Annotated in this window: 19 protein-coding genes and 1 pseudogene; 14 read left to right on the top strand and 6 right to left on the bottom strand. The window is 53.2% G+C overall.

Annotation, left to right across the window (positions count from 1 at the left end; genetic code table 11):
• Positions 1-54: 54 nt before the first annotated feature.
• From F1E05_RS03975 to F1E05_RS03965, 3 genes and pseudogenes are all read left to right on the top strand, one after another.
• Positions 55-1299, top strand: a complete 1245-nt coding sequence (locus tag F1E05_RS03975) for a murein hydrolase activator EnvC family protein (protein ID WP_190303241.1) — start codon at positions 55-57, stop codon at positions 1297-1299.
• A 190-nt stretch (positions 1300-1489) separates the two neighbouring features.
• Positions 1490-2848: a S41 family peptidase gene (locus F1E05_RS03970; RefSeq protein ID WP_150046940.1), complete on the top strand. Its 1359-nt coding sequence runs from the start codon at positions 1490-1492 to the stop codon at positions 2846-2848.
• A 124-nt stretch (positions 2849-2972) separates the two neighbouring features.
• A pseudogene (locus F1E05_RS03965) lies at positions 2973-4059 on the top strand (IS5 family transposase).
• 379 nt (positions 4060-4438) lie between these two features.
• On the opposite strand, the gene F1E05_RS03960 reads toward F1E05_RS03965, so the two are convergent.
• Together F1E05_RS03960 and F1E05_RS03955 are read right to left on the bottom strand one after the other, a co-directional pair.
• Positions 4439-4897: a DUF934 domain-containing protein gene (locus F1E05_RS03960; RefSeq protein ID WP_150046938.1), complete on the bottom strand. Its 459-nt coding sequence runs from the start codon at positions 4895-4897 to the stop codon at positions 4439-4441.
• Positions 4884-6536, bottom strand: a complete 1653-nt coding sequence (locus tag F1E05_RS03955; RefSeq protein ID WP_150046936.1) for a nitrite/sulfite reductase — start codon at positions 6534-6536, stop codon at positions 4884-4886. Before F1E05_RS03955 ends, F1E05_RS03960 begins: the two co-directional genes overlap by 14 nt.
• A 208-nt stretch (positions 6537-6744) precedes the next feature.
• On the opposite strand from F1E05_RS03955, the gene nhaD reads away from it, so the two are divergent.
• From nhaD to rpmE, 3 genes are all read left to right on the top strand, one after another.
• Positions 6745-8049, top strand: a complete 1305-nt coding sequence (gene nhaD / locus F1E05_RS03950) for a sodium:proton antiporter NhaD (protein WP_150051783.1) — start codon at positions 6745-6747, stop codon at positions 8047-8049.
• 31 nt (positions 8050-8080) lie between these two features.
• Positions 8081-9436 carry an AmpG family muropeptide MFS transporter gene (locus F1E05_RS03945; protein WP_150046934.1) on the top strand — a complete coding sequence of 452 codons (1356 nt, stop codon included), beginning with the start codon at positions 8081-8083 and terminating at the stop codon, positions 9434-9436.
• Between the two features lie 93 nt (positions 9437-9529).
• Positions 9530-9730 carry a 50S ribosomal protein L31 gene (gene rpmE, locus F1E05_RS03940; RefSeq protein WP_150046932.1) on the top strand — a complete coding sequence of 67 codons (201 nt, stop codon included), beginning with the start codon at positions 9530-9532 and terminating at the stop codon, positions 9728-9730.
• A 63-nt stretch (positions 9731-9793) separates the two neighbouring features.
• Here the strand turns inward: rpmE and F1E05_RS03935 are convergent, their stop codons facing one another.
• Positions 9794-12166 (bottom strand): penicillin-binding protein 1A, encoded by a 2373-nt coding sequence (locus tag F1E05_RS03935; RefSeq protein ID WP_150046930.1) that lies wholly within the window; start codon positions 12164-12166, stop codon positions 9794-9796.
• 315 nt (positions 12167-12481) lie between these two features.
• Between F1E05_RS03935 and F1E05_RS03930 the strand changes: the two genes are divergently transcribed.
• From F1E05_RS03930 to pilQ, 5 genes are read left to right on the top strand one after another with little or no spacing between them, the layout of a single operon-like run.
• On the top strand, positions 12482-13543 hold the full coding sequence (locus F1E05_RS03930) for a pilus assembly protein PilM (protein WP_150046928.1): 1062 nt from the start codon (positions 12482-12484) through the stop codon (positions 13541-13543).
• Complete coding sequence (locus tag F1E05_RS03925) at positions 13543-14115, top strand: PilN domain-containing protein (RefSeq protein ID WP_150046926.1); 573 nt, start codon at positions 13543-13545, stop codon at positions 14113-14115. The genes F1E05_RS03930 and F1E05_RS03925 overlap by 1 nt, the downstream gene beginning before the upstream one ends.
• The gene (locus F1E05_RS03920; protein WP_150046925.1) at positions 14112-14723 is read left to right on the top strand and encodes a type IV pilus inner membrane component PilO; all 612 of its coding nucleotides are present in this window, start codon (positions 14112-14114) and stop codon (positions 14721-14723) included. The genes F1E05_RS03925 and F1E05_RS03920 overlap by 4 nt, the downstream gene beginning before the upstream one ends.
• A 3-nt stretch (positions 14724-14726) precedes the next feature.
• Positions 14727-15275, top strand: a complete 549-nt coding sequence (locus F1E05_RS03915; RefSeq protein ID WP_150046923.1) for a pilus assembly protein PilP — start codon at positions 14727-14729, stop codon at positions 15273-15275.
• Positions 15276-15288: 13 nt separating this feature from the next.
• Positions 15289-17589, top strand: coding sequence for a type IV pilus secretin family protein (gene pilQ, locus F1E05_RS03910; RefSeq protein WP_150046921.1), 2301 nt, complete (start codon positions 15289-15291; stop codon positions 17587-17589).
• Between the two features lie 65 nt (positions 17590-17654).
• On the opposite strand, the gene F1E05_RS03905 is transcribed toward pilQ, so the two are convergent.
• From F1E05_RS03905 to F1E05_RS03895, 3 genes are read right to left on the bottom strand one after another with little or no spacing between them, the layout of a single operon-like run.
• Positions 17655-19163, bottom strand: coding sequence for a YifB family Mg chelatase-like AAA ATPase (locus F1E05_RS03905; protein ID WP_150046919.1), 1509 nt, complete (start codon positions 19161-19163; stop codon positions 17655-17657).
• A gap of 6 nt (positions 19164-19169) precedes the next feature.
• Positions 19170-19421, bottom strand: a complete 252-nt coding sequence (ubiK, locus tag F1E05_RS03900; RefSeq protein ID WP_150046917.1) for a ubiquinone biosynthesis accessory factor UbiK — start codon at positions 19419-19421, stop codon at positions 19170-19172.
• 4 nt (positions 19422-19425) lie between these two features.
• Positions 19426-20001 carry a MarR family winged helix-turn-helix transcriptional regulator gene (locus tag F1E05_RS03895; protein WP_232056771.1) on the bottom strand — a complete coding sequence of 192 codons (576 nt, stop codon included), beginning with the start codon at positions 19999-20001 and terminating at the stop codon, positions 19426-19428.
• A gap of 103 nt (positions 20002-20104) precedes the next feature.
• Between F1E05_RS03895 and F1E05_RS03890 the strand changes: the two genes are divergently transcribed.
• The 3 genes from F1E05_RS03890 (at position 20105) to F1E05_RS03880 (ending at position 24480) form a co-directional block, all read left to right on the top strand.
• On the top strand, positions 20105-21031 hold the full coding sequence (locus tag F1E05_RS03890) for an AAA family ATPase (protein ID WP_150046913.1): 927 nt from the start codon (positions 20105-20107) through the stop codon (positions 21029-21031).
• A complete protein-coding gene (locus F1E05_RS03885) occupies positions 21028-21975 on the top strand; it encodes a DUF58 domain-containing protein (RefSeq protein ID WP_150046911.1) in 948 nt (315 codons plus the stop codon). Before F1E05_RS03890 ends, F1E05_RS03885 begins: the two co-directional genes overlap by 4 nt.
• 318 nt (positions 21976-22293) lie before the next feature.
• Positions 22294-24480 (top strand): hypothetical protein, encoded by a 2187-nt coding sequence (locus F1E05_RS03880; RefSeq protein ID WP_232056770.1) that lies wholly within the window; start codon positions 22294-22296, stop codon positions 24478-24480.
• Positions 24481-24542: the final 62 nt, after the last annotated feature.

The raw sequence follows: 24542 nt of genomic DNA, 5'->3' as shown, positions 1-24542 counted from the left end.
GCTGTACCTTTCAACTTTCCGATTCAGTCCGACTAGTCATCGATGAGATACGCAATGCTGCTCTGTTTGGCCGTTCTGTGCTGTTTGCGCCCGGTATACGCGACCTCGGAAACGGATGCCAAACAGCAGCTGGACGAGATTCAGGCGCAGAAGCTGAAAGTTAACGCTCAGGTAAAGCGCTTGACCGAGGAAAAAGCCGCGCAGCTCGAAGAGTTGCGCAATCTGGAAACCCAATACGGCGAACAGGCTAACGCGTTAAACGAGTTAAAAATCAGCATTCAAGCCTTCGAAACCCGGTTAAAAGCGTTGCGTACGGACATCGCCGCCACCCAACAGGATTTGTCCAAACAACACGAGCAATTGGCATACACGGTCAAATCGGCGTTTATCATGGAAAAAAGCCGTCGTAGCGGGCTGGATTTGCTGCTCAAGCAACACGATCCGGCGCTTACCGGCCGCATGCTCAAATATTACGACTACATCGTCAAAGCAAGAGCGCGGAATCTGCGCGCAATCCAGGACGATTTACAGAAATTGCGCGCGCTGGAACAACAAAACCAATCGGAATCCCAATTGCTGCAAATCGCTTTGAATAAAAAACAACGGGAAACCGAGCGCCTTTACAGCCTTAAACAACAAAGAGAGCGCTTAATCGGCGAATTGGAGCAAGATCAGGCGGAAAAAAAACACCAACTCGCCGACTTGCTGCATGACGAACGAAAGCTGACCGCGCTGCTGGCATCGCTTCCTATATCCGACGATAATAGCGAACAAGGTTCGCATGCGGATTCACACGTCAAACGACGCAATCCCGACCCGCCGCCTGAAGCGACACAGTCAAAACCGCAAGCGGAGAAACCCGTATCCGCCAAGCCTGACACTCCGCCCGCCGGCAAGTTGTTTGCCGAGTTGAAAGGCGAGTTACCGTGGCCGGTGCAAGGCGCGATTTTGGAACGTTTCGGCAGCAAACGTTTCGAAACCACTTGGGACGGCACGGTGATCGCCGCCAAAGAAGGCGCCGCCATCCATGCGGTGGCAGCCGGCCGGGTGGTTTACGCCGATTGGTTGCGCGGCTACGGTTTAATGATTATCGTCAACCACGGCAAAGGCTATATGAGCTTGTACGCATTCAACCAAAGCTTAAACAAAAGCGTAGGCGATACCGTCAAAGCCGGGGATAGCGTAGCGTCGGTAGGACGTAGCGGCGGCCGATCGCAAGCGGCGCTGTACTTCGGTATTCGCCAGCAAGGCAAGGCGGTCGATCCGGAAAAATGGTGCCGAAGATTAGGTAAAAGTTAACAATCACCCCATGACGGCCTAATTCCGATTAAAATCGACAAAAAATTCGCTATCACGCTTATTGCCGAGTAGTTCGCCGCTTGTATTTAGTTCACAAGCCCCAAATCCGGCCTACTTTACATATTGAGCATACACCCCCATCTTTAATTTATTTACGTTTAGGACAAAGGTTGTCGGAGACTTATTACACATGCGAAACAAAACTCACCTGTTAGTGTTATCGATCGGTTTCATGCTGGGTACTACCATCAGCTTGTGCGCCAACGTACTGGCGCAAAAACCCGGCGCTCCAGCGGCTCCCGTTGCCGCATCGGACACTCTGCCGTTCGAGGAACTTCGCACCTTTACAGAGATTTTCGGCCGCATCAAACAAGACTACGTCGAACCGGTTTCCGATAAGAAATTGTTGGAAGACGCCATTCGCGGCATGCTGTCCGGCCTGGATCCGCATTCCGCCTATTTAGCGGACGAAGAGTACAAAGAGCTGCAAGAAGGCACCACCGGCCAATTCGGCGGATTGGGCATAGAAGTCGGCATGGAAAACGGTTTTGTCAAGGTGGTATCGCCGATAGACGATACCCCGGCGCAAAAGGCCGGCATCAAAGCCGGCGACTTGATCGTCCGCTTAGACGACAGACCGGTTAAAGGCATGACCTTGGCGGAAGCGGTAAAACTCATGCGCGGCGAACCGGGTAGTCAAATCGTGCTGACGGTGATACGCGAAGGCGCCGAAGCCCCGCTGAAATTCGAGCTGACCCGCGACATCATCAAGGTAAAAAGCGTCAAAAGCCGCATGCTGGAGAAAAACTACGGCTATCTCAGAATCAGCAGCTTCCAATCCGGCACCGGCGAGAGCTTGGTCGATGCGATTTCGGAGTTGAAACGCGAAAACGAAGCACCGTTGAAAGGGATTATTTTAGACCTGCGCAACAACCCGGGCGGGGTGTTGAATGCCGCGGTGGACGTCAGCGACGCGTTTATCGAATCCGGCTTGATCGTTTATACCGAAGGCCGCATCAAAAACTCCGAGATGCGTTTCTCCGCAACGCCGGACGACATTATCGACGGCGCTCCCATCGTGGTGTTGATCAACGGCGGCTCCGCTTCCGCTTCGGAAATCGTGGCCGGGGCCCTGCAAGATCACAAGCGGGCCATCATTATGGGCGAAAAATCGTTCGGCAAAGGCTCGGTGCAAACCATACTGCCCACCAGCAACGGCGGCGCGGTCAAATTGACCACCGCGCGCTATTACACGCCGTCCGGACGCTCTATTCAGGCTCAAGGCATAGAGCCGGACGTCACGCTGGCCAGAGTCAAGCTGGAAGCTCTGGAGCAAGCGAAAATCGAATCGATCAAAGAAGCCGACCTATCCGGACACTTATCTAACGGCAACGAAGTCGATAAAAAAACCGGCGATGAGGACGATACCGACGGCAAAGAAAGCAACGAAAAAAGCGCCGATGCCACTGCGGAATCAGATCTGCGGGACTACCCGTTGCATGAAGCCTTAAACCTGCTGAAAGGCATTAGCATCATGAAAAGCCGCTAGCAGGCTGTTGATTTTATCTCCCCTGTAACCCGCATTGGCTGGTTGAGTCAGATGTGTTGGTAAATCATAAAGTATTGTTCTAAATGATAAAATAGTTCTATCTCCAATATATTGCACTGTCCCCATGCGCGGCGCCGACATTACTCAAGAAGACCTGTTCAGTTACCGAACCCTGGAAAGCCGGATTCCCAAAAAGCATCCGCTACGCAAGCTGCGTCAAGTGGTCGACTTGTTGCTCGCCACGCTAAACGACGAGTTCGACGCGCTCTACGCTCGTCGCGGTCGAGATTCCATTCCGCCGGAACGCTTGTTGCGCGCCAGTTTGTTGCAAGTGCTATTTTCCATCCGTTCGGAACGGCAACTGGTGGAGCATATCGACTTCAACCTCTTGTACCGCTGGTTTGTCGGCTTGACGATAGATGACGAGGTGTGGGATCACTCGACCTTCAGCGCCAACCGCGACCGTTTGCTCAACGAACGGATCAGTCGTTTGTTTTTCGAACGGGTACTGGCCTTGGCGGAGTGGAAACAGCTGATCTCTGACGAGCATTTCTCGGTGGACGGCACGCTGATTCAAGCCTGGGCCTCGCACAAGAGTTTCGTCAAGAAAGACGGCTCGACCCCGCCGCCGGAAGATGGCGGCCGCAATCCCACGGTCAACTTCAAGGGCGAGAAACGCAGTAACGAAACCCACGCCTCGACCACCGATCCCGATGCTCGGCTGTACAAAAAGAGCGAGGGCGACAAATCGCAGCTGGCTTTCCTCGGTCATGCCTTGATGGAGAACCGTAATGGCTTGGTCGTCGACGTCGAAGTCACCCAGGCCACCGGCACCGCAGAACGCGAGGCGGCCCATGCCATGGTCAAACACGATCCACAAACCGGGCGCGACCTTGGCCGCCGACAAAAATTACGATACGCAGGATTTTGTCGCCAAGTTACGCCAGCGCAAAGTCACGCCGCATGTCGCCAGCAAAGACAAAGGCTCCGCCATTGACGGTCGCACAAGCCGGCACGACGGTTACCGTAAAAGTCTCAAAATCCGTAAGCGGATCGAAGAAGTCTTCGGTTGGGCCAAGACAGTCGGCCCGCTACGCCAAACCAAGTTCCGGGGGTTAAAGAAGGTCGCCGCGCAAACGATTTTTACCTTTGCCGCCTATAACCTGACGCGCATGGGTACCATTTTCGGCTGGCGATACAGTACCGCCTAGGCGGTGGTGCGCCTGAAATCCGCCAAAAGGCGGAATTTAACGCCCTTCGGGGCGAATATAACCGGCTAAAACCGGTTTTTGAGGTGTGATCGGGCTTCCAGAAGCCCAACAAAACCAAAAAATGGTTTTGAAGCCGAAGGCATATAGGCAAATTTCAACACCCTGCTAGCGCGGCGTCGAAACGCAGCCGATAGCAAACCGCTATCGGCTGCGTCACTCTTCGATCTTTGTTGAAAGGACAATGAAGGCGATTGGAAAAAAATTCCCGCCGTAGAATGCAGTTGCCGGTCCGGCGGATTCGGGCTGCAACCCCGCCGGGAATTCGGCAAAGCGATAACGCTAAACTGAATACACCGTTCCGGAACGGAACCTTCGCTGTTTAGTTGTTGACGGACGCTTGATAGAAAACGGAAAAATCGTCTAACGCAGCAAGAGCCAATGCGATGTCTTTTTCGGTTTTGCAGTCGAACGCATTGACGCCCACCCGGTGCAAATAAAACACTTGGTCGGCGAGAAAGTTGCCGATCGCCCGAATCTCACCGCGGTACCCGTAACGGTCGCGCAAAATTCTGGCTTGCGAAAACGCCCGCCCGTCACCGTAATTTTGGAAATCGAGCTCTATCAAGCCTAAAGCTGTTACATCGCCCGCAATAGCCTCCACCGGCTCCGTAGAAATCAAACGGACGCCGGCCTGGCCGGCACGTTGCAACAGCGAGGTTTTTTCGCTTAACCAGCGATGCAGAGAAACCGAAATATTTCCGGCCTCCGGCAACGGCTCGTCGTCGGCGACAAATCGCCATGAGTTCTCTATAAGCTGTCGATCTTTAATGAGTGGCATACACTTGCGTTTTAAAGGGTTCCAATCCGATACGTTTTACGGTTTGCAAAAAGGCCTCGCCGTCCAGACGTTGCTTTAAGTAGACGTCCAATATATCCGTGATAGCCTTAGTAATTTCGTTTTTAGCGACGGCCGGACCCAATCGTTCTCCAATGGCTGCTTCGTTGTCGGAAGAGCCGCCCAGGGTGATTTGATACCATTCTTCGCCTTTCTTATCGACGCCTAAAATACCGATATGCCCGACGCTTTGATGCGCACACCCGTTCATGCAGCCGGACATGTTGATTTTCAGATCGCCGATGTCGTGCACGTAATCGATGTTGTCCAAAACCTGGTTGATTTCTTTGGCAACACCAATGGAAGCGGCATTAGCCAGCGAGCAAAAATCCAAACCCGGACAACAAATCATGTCGGTAACGGTGCCGATATTAGGCGTGGCCAACTGCAATTGCGCCAACTTTTGCCACAGTACGTATAAATCGGCTTGTTTTATATCCGCCAGTACCAGATTCTGCCGGTGGGTAGTTCTAATTTCCCCGAAACTGTAAACGTCGGCCAACTCCGCCAAGGCATCGAGTTGATCGGCGGTAATGTCTCCGGGCGGCGAATCGGGCGCTTTCAATGAAACGAATACGGCCCGATATCCGGGCACACGGTGCTCGACCGTGTTATATTTCGCCCAAGTGGCAAAGTCGGGATCGGCTGCTAACTGTGCTGGGTAACCGGTTTCGTTCGATGCGCCGGCATCGTAAGCCGGCGGCAGAAAATGGGCTTTCATCGCTTCGATTTCCTGCTCGCTGAGCAGTAAATCGTCGCGGATACGCAGCCATTCTTCTTCCACCAAAGCAGTGAATTTCTCTAAACCGATTTCTTTGACCAGGATTTTGATCCTGGCTTTGTATTTGTTATCCCGCCTGCCCAGCAGGTTGTAAACCCGCAAGATCGCTTCCAGATAGGACAGCAGATATTTTTTCTCCAAGAACGGCCTTACGGTTTGCCCTATCATCGGCGTTCTGCCCAAGCCACCGCCGGCCAACACTCTGAATCCGACCTCTCCGGCCGAGTTTTTTACCAGGTAAACGCCTATATCGTGTAACTGCACGGCCGCCCGGTCGCGTTCTGAGCCGCTGACGGCAATCTTGAATTTACGCGGCAAATACGCGAACTCGGGATGCAGCGTGGTCCATTGTCTGATGATTTCGCAATAAGGCCTTGGATCTTCGATTTCATCGAGGCAGACGCCGGCCAGATGATCGGAAGTCGTGTTGCGCAAACAGTTGCCGCTGGTTTGAATCGCGTGCATCTGCACGGTGGCCAAGTCGGCCAGCAAGTCCGGCACTCTTTCCAAAGCCGGCCAGTTGTACTGTACGTTTTGCCGAGTCGTGAAATGGCAATAGCCTTTGTCGTAATCTCTGGCTACCTTAGCCAACATGCGTAACTGCTTGGACGATAACAAACCGTAGGGAACGGCCACCCGCAACATCGGCGCGTGAGTTTGAATGTAAAGCCCATTCATCAAGCGCAAGGCTCTAAACTCGTCGGGCCCTAATTCGCCATTCAAAAAACGCTGGGTTTGTCCGCGAAACTGAGCAACCCGCTCTTCAATAAGTTTCTGATCTCGCTCGTTATATTGATACATTTACTAAGGTTTTACGCAAGGCAGGCATGTTGTATTGAGCGCGCAATAATATACTGCAGGGCTTTAAATGACAAAGATTAATATTAGGTGATAACATGCCCAGTTGATTTTTTCACCATTAAAACAACCATAACTTTTTAATAAGGGGGCTAACTTGTTGCGCTTACTGTCAATTTTGGCCGGTCTCTTGTTCTTGCCGGAACTTGCCATGGCCGAGGAATTTAGTAACCTGGGACTAACCGGTACGGAACGAGGGATCTACACCGTTCTGATCTTTATAATCGCATACGGATTTGTGATGGCGGAAGAGTTCACCCACTTACGCAAATCCAAGCCGGTTATTTTCGCCGCGGCCGTCATTTGGGCACACGTCGCTATCCTGGCTCAAGAGGCCGGGGTACCGGGCGAGCAATTACATGCGGCCTTCGAACATGACCTGAAAGAATATGCGGAACTGATGCTGTTCCTGCTGGTTGCCATGACCTACATCAACGCCATGGCGGAACGCAACGTTTTCGAAGCCTTACGCTCCTGGTTGATCAGAAAACAATTCGGCTATAAGCAATTGTTTTGGATTACCGGCATCATCACCTTCTTTTTATCGGCTGTTGCGGACAATCTGACTTCCGCATTGTTGGTCGGCGCGGTGGTATTGGCGGTCGGCAAGGACAACGAAACCTTCGTCTCCATCGGCTTCGTGAATCTAGTAATAGCGGCAAACGCCGGCGGCGCGTTTTGCCCGTTCGGCGACATCACTACCTTGATGGTCTGGCAGGCCGGTTACGCCGAGTTCTTCGACTTTTTCAAACTGTTTATCCCATCCGTAGTCAATTTTGCGGTCCCGGCGTTTTTCATGTCGCGAGCCATTCCCGACGCCCAGCCGGAAGCGGTGGATGAAGCCGCCGTCGAGTTGAGACCCGGCGCAATCCAAGTCTGCGGTTTGTTTTTATTAACCATCGTCAGCGCGGTCAGTTTCAAACAATTCCTGCATCTGCCGCCATTCATGGGCATGATGCTGGGCTTATCGGTATTAATGCTGTACGGCTATAGCCTGAAGGTACGCTACACGGTAGAAGGTTCGAGATTCGATATTTTCAACAAAGTTAAAGCCGCGGAATGGGATACTCTGCTGTTCTTCTTCGGCGTGGTGTTCGCTGTGGGCGGTTTGGGCTACATCGGCTATTTGGAGCTGCTGTCCGCCGCTATGTACGACGGCCTAGGCGCCACCACCGCCAACATTCTGGTTGGTATTATTTCCGCGGTCGTCGACAACATTCCGGTGATGTTCGCGGTGCTGAACATGAATCTTGACATGGATTTATACCAATGGCTGCTGGTAACGTTAACAGCCGGAGTAGGCGGCTCATTGTTTTCGGTCGGTTCCGCGGCCGGCGTGGCATTAATGGGCCAATCCAATCATAAATACACCTTTTTCAGCCACTTGAAATGGACACCCGTGATTGCCGGCGGCTATTTCGCCAGCATCCTGACCCATTATCTGATTAACGGTTAACAGCCCTACGTCCAAACCACGGAATTCGCCGATGCCTAAGACGCATTCATCTTGGCGTCGCGCGTTCTCCGTGTATTGCCAACCCAAGGTGCTGGCAATGATCTTTCTCGGCTTTTCCGCCGGACTACCCTTCATATTGGTGTCGTCGACCTTATCCGCCTGGCTGGCCGACATTAACATCAGCCTGGCGATCATCGGTTACTTCAGCCTGGTCGGTGCCGCCTATTCCGTTAAAGTCATATGGGCTCCCATTATCGATAAAGCCCCCCTCCCCTTACTTACCCGATGCCTGGGCAAACGACGCAGTTGGATGCTGCTCTCGCAACTAGGCATTGCCTTAGGACTTTGGAGCATAAGCCGTCTCACTATCGCCGATCAGTTGGAACAGGCAGCCTTATTAGCCGTGATTGTGGCCTTTTGTTCCGCCACCCAAGACATCGTGATCGACGCTTACCGGATAGAAGCAATCGCTCAAGAATATCAGGGCGCGATGGCTGCAGCGTATATCTTCGGCTACCGGGTTTCATTGTTGGCCGCAGGTGCCGGCGCACTATATATCGCGGAATATTTCGATTGGTCGACTGCCTATCAAACCATGGCCTACCTGATGGCGGCGGGCATCGTCACGACCTTCCTCATCACGGAGCCGCATCACAACGCCAACTTAGCGACAAAACAAAGCAATCATCAGGCCGGACAATCCAGCAAACAAAGCCACTTTACCGGACTCGCGGCATGGTTTTTCGACGCCGTCGTCGGCCCCTTCGTAGAATTTTTCCAACGCAACGGCCGGCACGGCATCACCATCTTGGCGCTGATCAGCCTCTATAAAATGAGCGATATTGCAATGGGCGTCATGGCTAATCCATTCTATTTGGATTTGGGGTTCAGCAAAAAAGAAATCGCCGACGTCACCAAATTGTTCGGCTTTTTCATGACGATATTCGGCACGTCATTAGGCGGCGTTTTGGTGGTACGCTACGGACTCATGCGCCCTTTACTACTCGGCGCGGTTTTGGTGGCCCTGACCAATTTGCTGTTTGCGGCTTTGGCGATTATTCCGCCGAATTTATGGTCACTGGCGGCCGTGGTCAGTGCGGATAATCTGAGCGGCGGCATAGCCTCCGCGGTATTCATCGCTTATCTATCCAGTTTGACCAACGCCAATTACACCGCAACCCAATACGCGTTGTTCAGTTCATTGATGACGTTGCCAGCGAAACTGATCGGCGGCTTTTCCGGGCAAATCGTAGCCGGCGTCGGATACGGCGGTTTTTTCGTCTACGCGGCCGTTATCGGTATTCCGGCTATCGTGTTGTCGCTAATGATTCGAAATTCGCCGCCGTCTTTTCGCGCTCAGGTCGAAACCGCGTCTACAGCCGACTAATGCCATAGCGTTTTTTACTATTGCGGCAAGGCTTGTTAGATCGTATTATAAGCAGTTCTCTTTAGATGTAGCCCAAACGGGTGTGTGAGCAATATGAAACCAGAAATTCATCCTGATTATAAACAGATTACAGTCACGTGCGGTTGCGGCAATACTTTTGAAACCGGTTCCGTGCTGGGTAAAGATTTACATATCGAGGTCTGTTCTTCGTGCCATCCTTTTTACACCGGCAAACAACGCGTAGTCGACACATCCGGCCGGGTAGACAAATTCCGTAAAAAGTTCGGCAAATAAACGCAAATACCCTTGCGCCACTAACCGCCCAAACATTGCCGGGCGGTTAGCAGCGGAAGCGGGTCAAAACAAAGCCTCCTGCAAACCCTCCGCATTTTCATCCCATTCGAATTCCGGCGGCTTAGGCATCGAATAGCTTTTCGGCGCAGTTTCCTCGGCAAAGAATTCCCACAAGCCGTTTTTGTTGGATTTATCCAATAACAAACCATCCTCCGGATTGACGTATGCTTGAACGATACCGTCGGGCGCGACCAGCGGCATTTCCGGCTTGTCTTTTAAGGCTTTGCGCATAAATTCCATCCAGATCGGAATCGCGGCTTTTCCACCGGTTTCCCCTCTCCCCAACGAATTGGAATTATCGAAACCCAGCCAAACGGAAACCGCAAAATCCTGGGTATAACCGTTAAACCAGGCGTCGCGCTGGTCGTTGGTAGTACCGGTTTTGCCGGCCAAATCGCTACGCCCCAATTGTTTCGCCGTAGTTGCCGTGCCCCGCTCAACCACGTCGCGCAGCAGACTATTCATCAGAAAATTTACCTGAGGGGAAACGACGCGCCGGGCGGAGTTGGCGGATTCCAAACCTTCGGAACAATGCCGACACACGCCGGCCGGATTGGCCTGAAACACGACTTTGCCGCTGTAATCATCGATTCTTTCAATCAAATAAGGTTTGACGGCGTAGCCGCCGTTTGCAAATACGGAATAGGCCTGCGCCATTTTCAGCGGCGACGCGTATCCGCTACCCAAGGCTAGCGACAAGGTCCCGGGCAATTGCTCCTTTTCGAAACCGAACCTCATCGCAACCTCTAATGCGTAAGGAATACCAATGTCCTGCAATAGCCTGATCGACACCAAATTAATCGATTGCCTAAGTGCAACCCGCAACGGGGTAGGCCCTAAAAATCGGCGGGTATAATTTTCCGGACGCCAATCGTTGGCTTGAGACGGATCCGCTATCACTATCGGTGCATCGTTGATAATGCTGGCCGGGGTAAACCCCTTCTCCAACGCAGCTGCATAAATGAACGGCTTAAAACCGGACCCGGGTTGCCGCTTGGATTGCGTGGCCCGATTGTAACGGCTACGATAAAAATCGAAACCGCCGGAAATCGCCTGAATGGCTCCGGAAAAAGGATCGACCGCTGCCAGCGCAGCTTCCGCCGCGGGAATTTGGCTCAAAGCCCAGCGACCGTCTTCCAACTGCCGCAGCCAGACAATATCACCCGGTTGAATGAAAAAGCCCTGCCACGGCTTACTGCGAAACCGCTCTACCTCGGCTCGCCGCCAAGGCACCTGCTCCCAGGCCACCATCAGTTCCGCTCCATCCGCTGCCATTGCAACAAATCCGGATTCCGACAGCGCGGAGACGACTGCCTGACGACAATCGCCAAACGCCGGCAAGCTTTTCAGCGCACTCTGTTTAGCGAGTTTTTTGTGCGGCAAACCGCGATAGCCGTAACGATCGTCGTACAAATGCAAACCGGTGCGCACAGCGTTATCCGCCGCCTGCTGCAAACCGGAAGAAACCGTCACGTAAGCCTTCAGGCCCAGGGTATAGGCATCGTCGCCGTACTTCTCCAACAATTCCTGCCTCGCCATTTCCGCCACGTAAGGCGCATCAAACTCTATGACAGTCGGCTGAATGGCCGCATCGTCTTTGCTGGCCAAGGCTTGGCGAAACTGCCCGGCGGAAATAAAATTCAAATCCAACATCCGCTTTAAAACATAATTGCGCCGCTCCGTTGCTCTCTCTACGTTAACGATGGGGTTGTACAGCGAAGGCGCCTTGGGCAATCCCGCCAACATAGCCTGCTGCGGCAAACTCAATTCCGATAGGCTTTTACCGTAATACGTTTGGGCTGCCGCCGCCAATCCGTAGGCGCGCTGGCCGAGATAAATCTTGTTCAAGTACAGTTCGAAAATTTCGTTTTTGGAAAAACGCCGTTCCAACTTCAAGGCCAGCAAAATTTCCTTCAATTTGCGCAAATACGTTTTTTCCTTGCTGATTAAAAAGTTGCGCACCACTTGCATCGTAATCGTACTGCCACCCTGACTTTTTTTGCCGGTTTTCAGCAAATGATTCGCAGCACGCAGCAATCCTTTGTAATCCACGCCCGGGTGGGTAAAAAACCGTTCGTCTTCCGCGGCTAAAAAAGCATTCAACTGCTGCTTGGGAATCTCGCCGATTGGAACCGGAATACGCCGCTTCTCGCCGAATTGCCCTATCAACAGCCCGTCCCGGCTATAAACGCTGAGCGGCATTTGGTACTGAACGTGCTCCAACTGCTCGATGTCCGGCAATTCTTTGTCCAGCTCGACGATAAAAAAATAAGCGGCAACCAGAAAACTGATGCCGAAAATGGCGATGGCGATAAAAAACCATTTGAACAGGGCCGCTAACATTCTCAACGGCCTGATTTGATGTCTGACCTGCACGGGTACTCTACGATAGAAATTTGAAAGATTTTAGCGTAATTCGCAAAGATGCCTGCTTTTGCTAACTTTCTTACGCTGGTTTCATCCTTCCGCCGGTACGCATTCCTTAATGCACGATCCGACACATGCAATTCGACAGCTCAAAAAATTGATCTATACGCGCTATATTTACAGGGGAAAGTTAAAGTTATTTTTAACTTGTGTTAAGGTATGAAAATAGCAAAACCTTACTATACTTGGCTCCTAGCTGAGGGGCGCTCGCGATAGCGCTGTAGATATAGCACACGATTTAGAGGTTTCAATTGGGTTTAGTTCATGAGCTGGTTTAACAGGAGTCAGGCCGCTTTACTCGGCATAGACATTAGCACTGCAGCCGTCAAACTGTTGGAATTGAGTCGGACGGGCGCGCGCTATAAAGTCGAGAGTTACGCTGTCGCTCCTCTGCCACAAGACGCCGTGATCGACAAAAACATTACCAATGTCGAAGTAATAGGCGAAGCGATCAAAGCTGCGGCCAGACAATCCGGCACCCGTGCGAAACGCGCTTGCGTCGCGGTAGCTGGTTCTTCGGTGATGACCAAAATCATCACCATGCCGGCCTCCCTGACCGAGGCCGACATGGAAGAACAAATCATGGTCGAAGCCGATCAATACATTCCTTATTCGCTGGACGAAGTGAATTTGGATTTCGAAGTACAAGGCCCGTCCAAAAGTAATCCGGAAATGCTCGATGTGCTGCTGGCCGCTTCCAGACGCGAAAACATAGAGGATAGAGTAGCGGCGTTGAATTACGCCGGATTGAAAGCTGCCATCGTAGACGTGGAAGCGTTTGCAATGGAAAACGCGTTTACCTTGTTGGTCGATCAATTACCCGAAAACATGGCCAATAAAACCGTTGCGATTGCCGACGTCGGCGCAACCCTGACTTCGCTGAACATCTTGCACAACGGCAAAACCATTTACACGCGGGAACAGGGCTTCGGCGGCAAACAACTAACCGAAGAAATCCAACGCCGTTACGGCTTGTCTTACGAAGAAGCCGGTTTGGCGAAACGGCACGGCGGCTTGCCGGACAATTACATTCCCGACGTGTTGGAGCCTTTTAAAAAGGCCATGTTGCAACAAATCGCCCGCTCGCTGCAGTTCTTCGTATCCTCCAGCGCCAACCGCGGCATAGACGCTTTAATTTTAGCCGGTGGTTGCGCATCGATTCCGGGCCTGGAAAAACTGGTCGAACGGGACTTGGGTTTGTCGTCGTACATCGCCAACCCGTTTATCAACATGGCGTTATCCAACAGAGTCAAGCCGCAAAACTTGAGTAACGATACCCCGGCGATGATGATCGCTTGCGGTCTGGCCTTGAGGAGTTTCGACTAATGGCCAAAATCAACTTACTCCCGTGGCGAGAAGAACTCCGTAAAAAACGCCAACAAGACTTTGCCGCCGGTATCGGCGCCGGCGTGTTGTTTACCTCATCCATCCTATTGTTGGTTTATCTGCAAATCGATGCGATGAAGGAACATCAAAACTACAGAAACCAAATACTGCGCGATCAAATCGCCGTCCTGGACAAAAAAATAGCGGAAATCAAAGAAATCGAGGAGAAAAAGAACAAACTGCTGACCAAGATAGACGTCATTCAAAAATTGCAGGAAAGCCGGCCGGAAATCGTGCATTTGTTTGACGAACTGCCAAAGACCACGCCTGACGGCATTTACCTGACCAAGTTCGTACAGGCAGACAACAACCTGACCATAGACGGTAAAGCGGAGTCCAACGCCCGGGTGTCGACTTTCATGCGGGCAATCGATAATTCGTTTTGGCTAAGCTCGGCCGCGCTGAACGTCATCAAAGGTCAAGGCAAGGACAGCGAAACGCTGAACGACTTTTCGCTGACCGCGAAGCAGGAAAAAGACTCCGATAACGAGCAAAACGGCAAAACACCATGAACCTTTCCGAAATCAATTGGGACATCAATGCGGCCGGTACCTGGCCCACGCCGGTAAAAATTGCCGCGGGAGTAATCGTTTCCGTTCTGGTGGTCGCCGCGGACATTTATTACATCACCAATCCGCAATTAGACGAATTGAACGCCTTGGAACAGGAAGAAGCCAATTTAAAAGTATCGTTCGAAACCAAACAAAAAAAAGCCATCAACCTCCCCGACTACCTCGCCCAGCTCGAACAAATAGAATCGTCCTTGGGGGAAATGTTGAAACAAATGCCGACCAAAGCCGAAGTCGCCAATCTGTTGGTGGACATTTCCCAAACCGGCTTGGCGGCCGGATTGGAGTTCAAATTGTTTCAACCTAACGCCGAAGTGCGTAAAGACTTTTATTCGGAATTACCCATCAACATTCAAGTGATAGGCAACTACAACGAATTAGGACTCTTCGTCAGCGGACTCGCTTCGCTGCCTAGGATTGTCACCGTACACAACGTCAACATCGCTCCGGCTCCCAATTCCAAAACCGAACTAGCGATGTCGGCCGTGATAAAAACGTATAACGAAGGCGACTCCGGCGCCTCCCAGAAAAAACCGAAAAGGGGTCGGTAAACGATGACAGGCCATTACCCCGGAAAGTCCCGCCGATTCAACTTCACGCCGATTGCCGCACTGCTGCTGCTGAACGCTTGCGTCAACGACGACATTAGCGATTTGAGCAAATACATTGCTGAAGTAAAAGCTCGTCCCAAAGGCAGCATAGAACCGCTGCCGGAAAACAAAATTGTCGAAGCATTCGTATTTAAACCGGATGGTTTGCGCGACCCCTTTCACTCGGCGGAAAAAACCGCCGAAGAAAACCAGGCGCAAATTGCCGCAACCGGCGGCATCATTCCCGACTTTAATCGAAGGAAAGAGGAACTGGAAGCCTTTTCGTTAGACTCGTTACGCATGATGGGAACCTTGACGGATCAAAAAGGCTTATGGGGATTGGTTAAAACCAAGGAGGGCACCATCCACAGCGTACAAGTCGGAAATTATATCGGGCAAAACCACGGCAGAATCATACGTATTCTCGACGATAAAATCGAATTAACGGAAATCGTACCCGACAAACCGGGCACCTGGCGCGAACAAGCGGCTACCTTGGCCCTAGTCGAGTAAAAAGGTTATGAATATGAGCACTACGCAAATTAAACCCCTCCGGCGCGCACCGAACCGATACTTCTACCGGTGCTTTTTTAGCCTATTGCTGTGGTCCACGCTGGCTACGGCCGAAGAAATCTCCATCAACAACCTGGAGTTCTCGAGTTTGGGCGAAAACCAATTGCAGATCCAGTTGGAGCTCAGCGCACCTGTCGGCCAGCCCAAGATCTTCGAGACCGACAATCCGGCGCGTCTGGCTCTGGATTTCAACGGGGTAAAAAGCAATCTAGCGAAGAAAAGCTTCCCTATCAACCAAGGCGCCGCCAATACCGCCTACGTGATGGAAACGCCGGAGCGCACCCGCTTGGTCATCAACCTGACTCAAAAAGTCCCTTACGAAACCAAAACCGTCGATAACAAGTTCCTTATCGTCTTAAAGTCCGCCGCGACTATCGCCGAAGTCAGCAAAACCTTGCAACGTACGGCGGCTAAAGACGCTTCGCTCAGCCGGTTCATCCCCGAACAAGCCATTAAGAGCATCGATTTTCGCCGCGGCCCTAGAGGCGAAGGCCGTTTGCTGTTGTCGCTATCGTCGCCCAACACCTTGGTGGACGCCAAACAGCAAGGCACAAAAGTCATATTGAATTTTTTGAATACCAAATTGCCGGAATCGCTGATAAAAAGCTTCGACGTTGCCGATTTTGCTACACCGATACAAAAAATCGACGCGATACCGCGCGGCGACAACGTCAGTATCTCGATCACCCCCAATACGCCTAACTACGAGTATTCGTCGTTTCAAGAAGATAATTTGCTGACGGTGGAATTCCGTCCGTTGACGCCGGCCGAAAAAGAAGCGAAGTTGCGGGAAAAAACCCCGTACGTGGGCAGCAAGCTATCGTTGAATTTCCAGGAAATCGACGTTAAATCGGTGTTGATGATTCTAGCCGACCACATCAAAACCCAAGAGGGCAAAGAAATTAACATTGTGACCACCGATTCGGTAAGCGGCTCCATTGCCCTGCACGTCAACGACGTACCGTGGGATCAAGTCCTGGACGTCGTGATGAAATTACGCGGTTTATCCAAACGTGAAAACGGTAACGTGATTCTGGTGGGACCTACCGAGGAAATCAAAATTCTGGAAGAAAAAGAATTGGAGGCCAGAAGAATTTACGAACAATTAGAACCGCTGAAAACCGAAAACATACAAATCAATTACGCCAGAGCCACCGACATTTGTAACGTGTTGATGGGTAAAGGCAACTTTAATCAAGGCGGCGGGCCGCTGTCTCAATCGACCAAAGGTGGCGGCGCGGCCGGCGCGGCCGGCGCCGGTTGCGGCGGTACCAGTTCAGCCACCACCAGCCTGGTCAGCAATCCCGGCGGGCTTCCCGGCGGTGGCGGCACCCAAGCCAACGACTTACGCTTGATCTCGGCGCGCGGCACGGTCATCGTCGATGCCAGAACCAATACACTGATCGTCAAAGACACTGCCAAGCAATTGGAAGAAATTCACAAGATGATCGTTAAATTGGACATTCCGGTACGGCAAGTATTAATCGAATCGCGCATCGTGATCGCAACCACCTCGTTCGCTCAAGACATCGGTACCCGATTCGGTGTCGCCAAAAGAGCCGATGTAGGCGGCGGCAAGGAATTCGGCTTTACCGGTACCGGCACCACAGGCGTCAACAGCACCGGCTTCGATAATTCCCAAATTCTGCAAGACTTGGGCACCGCCTTAGCGGCCTCCAGCGGCGGCTCGTTAGCGATGACGTTGGCACGCGGGGCCGATTATTTGCTGAATTTAGAAATCAGCGCCCTGCAAGACGACGGCAAAGGCGAATTGGTTTCCAATCCCCGAGTCATGACCACAGACCGGGTGCCCGCTACGATCAAACAAGGTTTGGAAATCCCCTACACCACCGTCAGCCAAAACGGCACCCAAACCGAATTTAAAGAAGCGGTGCTGGAAATGCAGGTCATCCCGCAAATCACCCCTACCGGCAGCGTCATCATGTCGTTGCAAATCAAACGCGACTCACGCGGTAACCAAGTCACCACCGGCGGCTTGAGCACTCTGGCGATAGACAAGCGCGAACTGGAAACCATGGTACAAGTGGAGGATGGCGAGACCATCGTATTGGGCGGCGTGTACGAATCCGACACCAACCAAACCGTCAGCACCATACCGTGGATTTCGGATTTGCCTTTAGTCGGCTGGATGTTCAAAAAGACGCTCAAAGACCAAACCAAACGTGAATTGCTGCTGTTCATTACCCCTAAAGTGGTCAAAGACAGCCTAACCAACGTCAGTTATTCGCAATAGCCCTGTCCGGTTGCGAGCTACGGGCCAGCCCCCAACGCTCGCAACCTGCGTTGTTTCGGCCATGCCTAACGACTGCGATCCAGTTTGCGGTAGCCGATTGCTTCGCTCAAATGCGACGTTTCTATTGCACTCGAATCGGCCAAATCGGCCACCGTCCTGGCCACTTTCAAAATGCGGTGATAGGCTCTGTGCGACAAGCCGAATTTTTCCATCGCCTGTTCCAACAACTGGTGTCCGGTATCCGATAAACGGCACAACGCTTTGATTTCCTTGGCACCCAGTTCGCTATTACATTTACCTTGACGCAATTCGGCTAACTTGCGGGCCGCGATTACCCTGCGGCGAATTTCGCCACTGGCCTCTTCCACCGTGGAATCGCCGACCCGCAACACCGCTAACGGTACCCGCGGCACTTCCAAATGCATGTCTATCCTATCCATCAAAGGCCCGGATACCCTAGCCCGGTAACGCGCCACCTGCTCCGAGGTACAATGGCAGCGGCCGGACGCATCGCCCAGATAACCGCACGGACAAGGATTCATCGCGGCAATCAATTGAAAGCGCGCCGGAAACTCCGCTTGCCGATTCGCCCGGGAAATCGTGATATGCCCGGTCTCCAAAGGCTCGCGCAGTACCTCCAGAACCCTACGGTCGAACTCCGGCAATTCGTCTAAAAACAAGGCCCCATTGTGCGCCAATGAGATTTCGCCCGGCTTGGGATTGCTGCCGCCGCCAACCAAGGCCGCCGCCGATGCCGTGTGATGCGGCGCTCTAAACGGCGGCTGACGCCATTTCGATACGTCCAAACCGCTGTCGCTGATCGAGGCGATTGCCGCGGTCTCCAGAGCCTGTCTTTCGGTTAACGCCGGCAATATGGTCGGTAAGCGCGCCGCCAACATCGACTTCCCGGTACCCGGCGGTCCCAGCATCAACAAATTGTGACGCCCGGCGGCGGCGATTTCCATCGCTCTTTTCACGTGATATTGACCGTGCACGTCGGCAAAGTCGAGCGCAAACTCCTGCTCGACCGAAGTTAACGGCGTCCGATAACTATCCAGCGCGTGGGTACCGGCTAAATGCACGCAGACTTGCAACAAGGTTTCGGCCGGCAATAGCTCGATATCCGAGATCAAAGTAGCTTCCGCCGCGTTTTCTACTGGCAGGATCAGTTGCCTATGCGCATCCCGGCTTTGTATGGCAACCGGCAATGCCCCGGTGATCGGACGCAGCTGACCGCCCAGCGACAACTCGCCGACGAACTCGTAGCGAGCTAGGCCGTCTTTGGGGATTTGCCCGGATGCCGCCAAAATGCCCAACGCAATCGCCAAATCGAATCTCCCGCCTTCTTTCGGCAAGTCGGCGGGAGCCAAATTGATTGTGATTCTTTGAAACGGAAACTCGAACTGGGAATTGATAATGGCGCCGCGCACCCTGTCTTTGCTTTCTTTAACCGCCGCTTCGGGCAAGCCGACGATGTTCAACGCCGGCAGGCCGTTACCGACGTGGACTTCAACCGTCACTAACGGCGCGGCGATTCCGGTTCGGCCACGGCTGTAGACAACCGCCAGCGACATAAGACACTATTCGCCGGCCAAGCGTTTTTCCAACTCTTCGACACGTTTTTCCAAGGCTTCCAAGCGGCTGCGGGTTTTTGCCAAAACCGCTTTTTGCACTTCGAACTCTTCCCGGCTGACTAAATCCAGCTTGGATAAGGCGCTCTGCAAAAAAGCGTGCAGGTTTTTCTCCATATCCTCCTTGAAATGGCTGAAACCGGGCGGGATGGCGCTGGCGATACGGTCGGCGATACCGTCTATAGCTTTTGGATCGAACATAGGATTACTCTCGGTCGTTACTGGAATGTGTTTTAGGCACGTGGTCTCGGCATAGTTTATCAGTATCCTCGCGATCCAGCGCTTCGTCGGTTAAGCCGCACAGATAATGGTTAGCCTGAACGGCGAAATGATGACAGGTCCGGCAAGCGCCGAAACTGCGGCTTTGATTGGCAATTTGCAAAATTTCCAGGGTTTTGAGCAAAGCCGTTTCGATACTGCCGAACGCCTGACGGCTGGCGTCTTGTTCGGCTTGCTTGAATAGTTCCAAGGGCTTCAAGCCTGCGACCAAGCCGCGTCCGCTGTCGGTCAGGGTCAGATGAACCACTCTACCGTCCAAACTATCGGTTTGCTTTTGCAAAAAGCGTTTGCGCTCCAGAATTTGGATGGTCTGCGAAACGGTACCTTTAGTCAGGCCCAAGTATTCCGCAACCGCGGAATGGGTATTGCTATATTTATTGCAACCGGATAAATATTCCAAAACTTGGCCGTGTATCGGCTGCAACCCCAGAGCGGCATAGCGCTTACGTTCTTCGGAACGTAAAATCGAGCTAATACGCTCGATCAATTTAAAGGTTTCCATCTCACTCATCGAAAAATTTTAACATAATCGGCTGGGCAAACTTTGCTGCCGTCTCGCAGCCAACAGTCCATCGCCCCGGTCTCAACCCTATTTACAGCCCATCATGCCAACCAAAGCCGACCCAACCATTTCCGCCTTACGCCAATTGCTCGAACAGGCGGAGCACGTCATCTTAGGCAAACAACGGCAAATACGCCTAGCGGTTTGCTGTTTACTCGCCAAAGGCCATTTGTTGATAGAAGACTTGCCGGGGGTCGGCAAAACCACGCTCGCCCATACCCTGGCCGGACTGTTCGGCCTGGAATATCAACGTATCCAATTCACCAGCGACATTTTACCGGCCGACATCATCGGCAGCTCGGTGTTCGACGCCCGCCAACACAGTTTCAGTTTTCATCCCGGGCCGATTTTCAATCAATTGATTTTGGCGGACGAAATCAACCGCGCCACGCCGAAAGCGCAAAGCGCGTTACTGGAAGCCATGGAAGAACGTCAAGTCACGGCGGAAGGGGTAACCTACCCGCTGCCCCAGCCCTTTTTTGTGGTGGCCACCCAAAACCCGTCTCACCAAATCGGCACTTTTCCGTTGCCGGAATCGCAGCTGGACCGTTTTTTAATGCGCATCGCCTTAGGCTATCCCGATTCGCAAGCGGAGCGTCAACTTCTGCAAGGCCAACCCCGGCACCGGCTGATCGCGGACCTACCGGTGGCGCTAGCGCCGGACCGGCTAAGGGAACAGCAATTGGCGGCGGAACAAGTTTACGTCTCGCCGGCCTTGCTGGACTATTTGCAAGCCATTTTGGAATTTACCCGCCAGTCGGAGCACTACCCTTGCGGGCTATCGCCCAGAGCCGGACTGGCTTTGTTGGCCGCCGCCAAAGCCTGGGCTTATCTGCACGGCCGCAATAGCGTGCTGCCGGACGATCTTCAAGCGATATTGCCGGCCGTCGCCGCCCATCGCTTGCTACCCGACGTTGCCGACCCGGAAGCGGTAATCGCCCCCATTTTTCGGCATATACCGGTCCATTGAAATTAACCCTAAAACAACGACTGGACATCAGCCGGTTTTTGCGCGGTGAAGCGCCCGGCGACGATCCCATTACCCTAAACCAGCGGCGGATTTTTATCCTACCGACCCGCAGAGGACTGGGTTTCGCACTGCTGATCGTCTTGTTGATGTTGATCGCCTTTGTCTACGGCAACAATTTGGCGTATTTTTTAGCGTTCCTGCTGGCCGGCGTGTTCTTCGTGACCATATTGCACACCTACAATGCGCTGGCCGGCTTGACGGTCGGAGCCGGACAGCCGGCAAACGCCTTCGCCGGTACCGCAGCAGGATTCGTGTTTTACCTGCAAAACCCCACTTGGCAAACGCGTTACGGCATTCATATCAAATTGTCCGACGGCCTCATGTTGGACTTGCCGGCCAAGCAAACCCAAACCGTTACGCTATACACGCCGGCCAGCCAACGCGGCTGGCTGGTGTGCGGCACCGTAACACTATCCGCTTGTTTTCCGCTCGGCTTGTTCCGCGCCTGGTCACCACTGCGTTTCGACCGCAAATTGTTGGTATACCCCCAACCGGCCGCCTACGCGCCGCCTCTCCCCCAAGCTCAGCAAGACAACGGCACACAGTTTAGGAGCCGGCTCCAAGGTAGCGACGAGTTTTACGGCGCCCGGCCCTATCAACTCGGCGACCCGCTACGCCACATCCATTGGAAAACCTTCGCCAAAGGCCGGCAACTTCAAACCAAACAGTACGCCGGCAGCAGCGACGCCAATCAACTATGGCTGGATTACGCCGTGACCCCCGGCAGCAACCGGGAGCAACGGCTAAGCCTGTTATGCCGTTGGTTGATAGACGCGGAACACAGCGGACTGCGCTACGGTTTACGCTTGCCGGGCCAAGAATTTGCTCCGGACCGTGGCCGCAAACATTATTTATCCTGTTTAAAAGCCCTAGCCTTGTTTTAAGTCTTTAATCCCCCTTGTCTTAAAGCGATTCGGCTTCAGCCCTTGCCCCATTAACCCGAAGATTAATGCGGGAAATCACCCAAACTAAGTTTTTTAACGCACTTTTTCATAAAGCGCTCGCATTGCCTGCCCTATGCAGACCGAATCGGCGCATTGGTCTGAGTATTGCTTTAACCGATTCACAGAGCGGGATTGCTCTTTAAAAGAACGAAACCTTCGGCCTTATTGCGTACCGGATCATCACCATGGTTAGCGGCGGCTTTTGATTGCAAAAGAGAATACCGATAAGCGCTGTTGTTGACAGAGCACAAACCAAATATGAAAAAACACACACCAGCCAACCAACTCTTCCACCACTCCAATCCGAAAACATACCGACTATCGGCTCTACTGTTAGTACTGGCGATATTGAGCATTTCGCTGGGCACAAGCCGGCAAACCCCGCAAACGCCCTATACCGGTTTAGGCGATTCGGCCACCTTAAACGGCCTTTACCAACGTTGGAAAACCAGCCACGAAGCGCGTTCCGACCGGGAAAGTATGCAGATACGCGTGGCCTATTCGAAAACGTCGTCCGCCGCCGCAAACCTGGGAAAAGGTGTGGTATCGATCAACTTGATCGACGGCCGTTTATCCGCGGCTATCGACGGCTTACCGGAATCCGGCGATTACCAATTATGGCTGCTGAACAACCAGCAGCGAGGCGGCGGGCAACCCGACGCCATCAACCTCGGCCAATTGCAGCGCGTAGGCGATCATCACCGACTAACACTGGCCTTGAACCGTGAGCTGATGCAGGACTTTACAGTGGATGCCGCAGCGATTGCCGAAGCCGGCGATAACCCGCGAACCCACGCGCTGCTAAGCGGTTCGCCCGGATTACTGCAACGTCTGTACTTCAGCGAACGCGCCTTGCCGTTGACCAACGTGTCCGCAGTTTCGGCCCCCCGTAGCGAGGATGCCGGCGGGTTTTCCTTCCTACTTCCTAAGCCGGCTTACGCGGCTAAAAGCACGACGCAAACCCCCGAACAACAATTAGCGGCGCTGATAGCGACCGGCCAACGCTTGTTTACCGAAGAAACCTTCGCCGGCAACGGTCGTACCTGCTCGACCTGCCACCGTCCGGACAACAACCACACGATAGATCCGGCCTACATCGCTACCTTACCCGCCAACGATCCCTTGTTCGTCGCCGAATACAATAGCCAACTGGCGGAGTTGGAAAAACCGACGCTGATTCGCCAATTCGGCTTGTTCAGCGCCAACATCGACGGCTTCGACCGGCCGCCGGTCGAGCGTTCCGCCTCGCAGCTACTGGGCATAGGCCAAAGCTTGGTATTCGAAACCACCGAGCTGGGCGGCGAATTCAGCCAAGACACCGACTACTACGCCACCCATAACCCCATTGCCGAAGCCGGAAACCGGGAAACCCAGGCGATAGGCTGGTCGGCGGACGGCGCTCCGGACGGCGGCAGCTTGCGCGACTTCGCTAAAGGCGCGATCAAACAGCACATGACCCAATCCCTGAACCGGGTGGAAAACGTCGATTTTCGCATGCCCAGCGAAGACGAACTGGACGCGCTGGAAGCCTACATCCTGTCCTTGGGCCGCAGTCAGGACATCAATCTGGCGGCGATGACGTTTAAATCGCCGATCGTACAGCGCGGCAAATTATTGTTCGACACCAAACAGAATCCCATCGATAGCGAAAGCGGCCTGCCGATATTCGGCACCACCGCAAACTGTAACGGCTGCCACATGAACGCCGGCGCCATCAGTTCCACCACCGGCGGCAATCCGACCCGCGATACCGGCATAGAGCGGATGCGCGACCAACCGCACCACTTGGTCGATCCGAACGTCGCCTACGACGGCGGCTTCGGTCAACAACAACAAGACGATTGCGGCCCCGACCAAGACCAAACCTGTTATAGCGACGACAGCGTAGTCCCGCAAAAAGACGGATTGCCGTTAACCGCCGGCAAACACCTGCACCGCTTCAGCACCCCGTCGTTGATCGAAGCGGCGGATACCGCGCCGTTTTTCCATAATCACAGCATCAGCACCCTGGAAGAAGCGGTAGCCTTCTACAACACCGAAGCGTTCAACAATTCGCTGGGCGCCTTCACTTCCAGCGCTAAAAACCGCCAAGTCAAATTGGATTCGTCGCAAGTCGTGGCGGTGGCAATGTTTCTGCGCAGCATCAACGTGCTGGAGAACATACGCAGCTCCAATCAAATGGATCAAAAAGCGATCGATTACAAAGGCAAAACAAGCAACAACGCGGTCAAATTAGCCCTGGCCGACACCGAAGACGCCGTTCAAGTGTTGCAACAAGCCGTCATCAACCCGTATCCGGAAGCCCTGAACAAATTACAGAAAGCCCTGGATTACGAGAAGAAAGCCTTAAAACGCTTAAACTTCGGCAATCAACGCAAGAAGCTGCTGAACGCGGCAATGGCCCTGAAACTGGAAGCCAAAGCCCTGATCGTCGACGGCGGCTGACGCTCCGAACGCCGGGCCTTGCCGAACAACGGCGGGCTCGGCCAAACCCAGGCACAGTATTT

Origin of the sequence: Methylomonas rhizoryzae (genome assembly GCF_008632455.1) — a bacterium.
GTDB classification, from domain to species: domain Bacteria; phylum Pseudomonadota; class Gammaproteobacteria; order Methylococcales; family Methylomonadaceae; genus Methylomonas; species Methylomonas rhizoryzae.
This window is presented reverse-complemented; position numbering and strand designations above follow the sequence as displayed.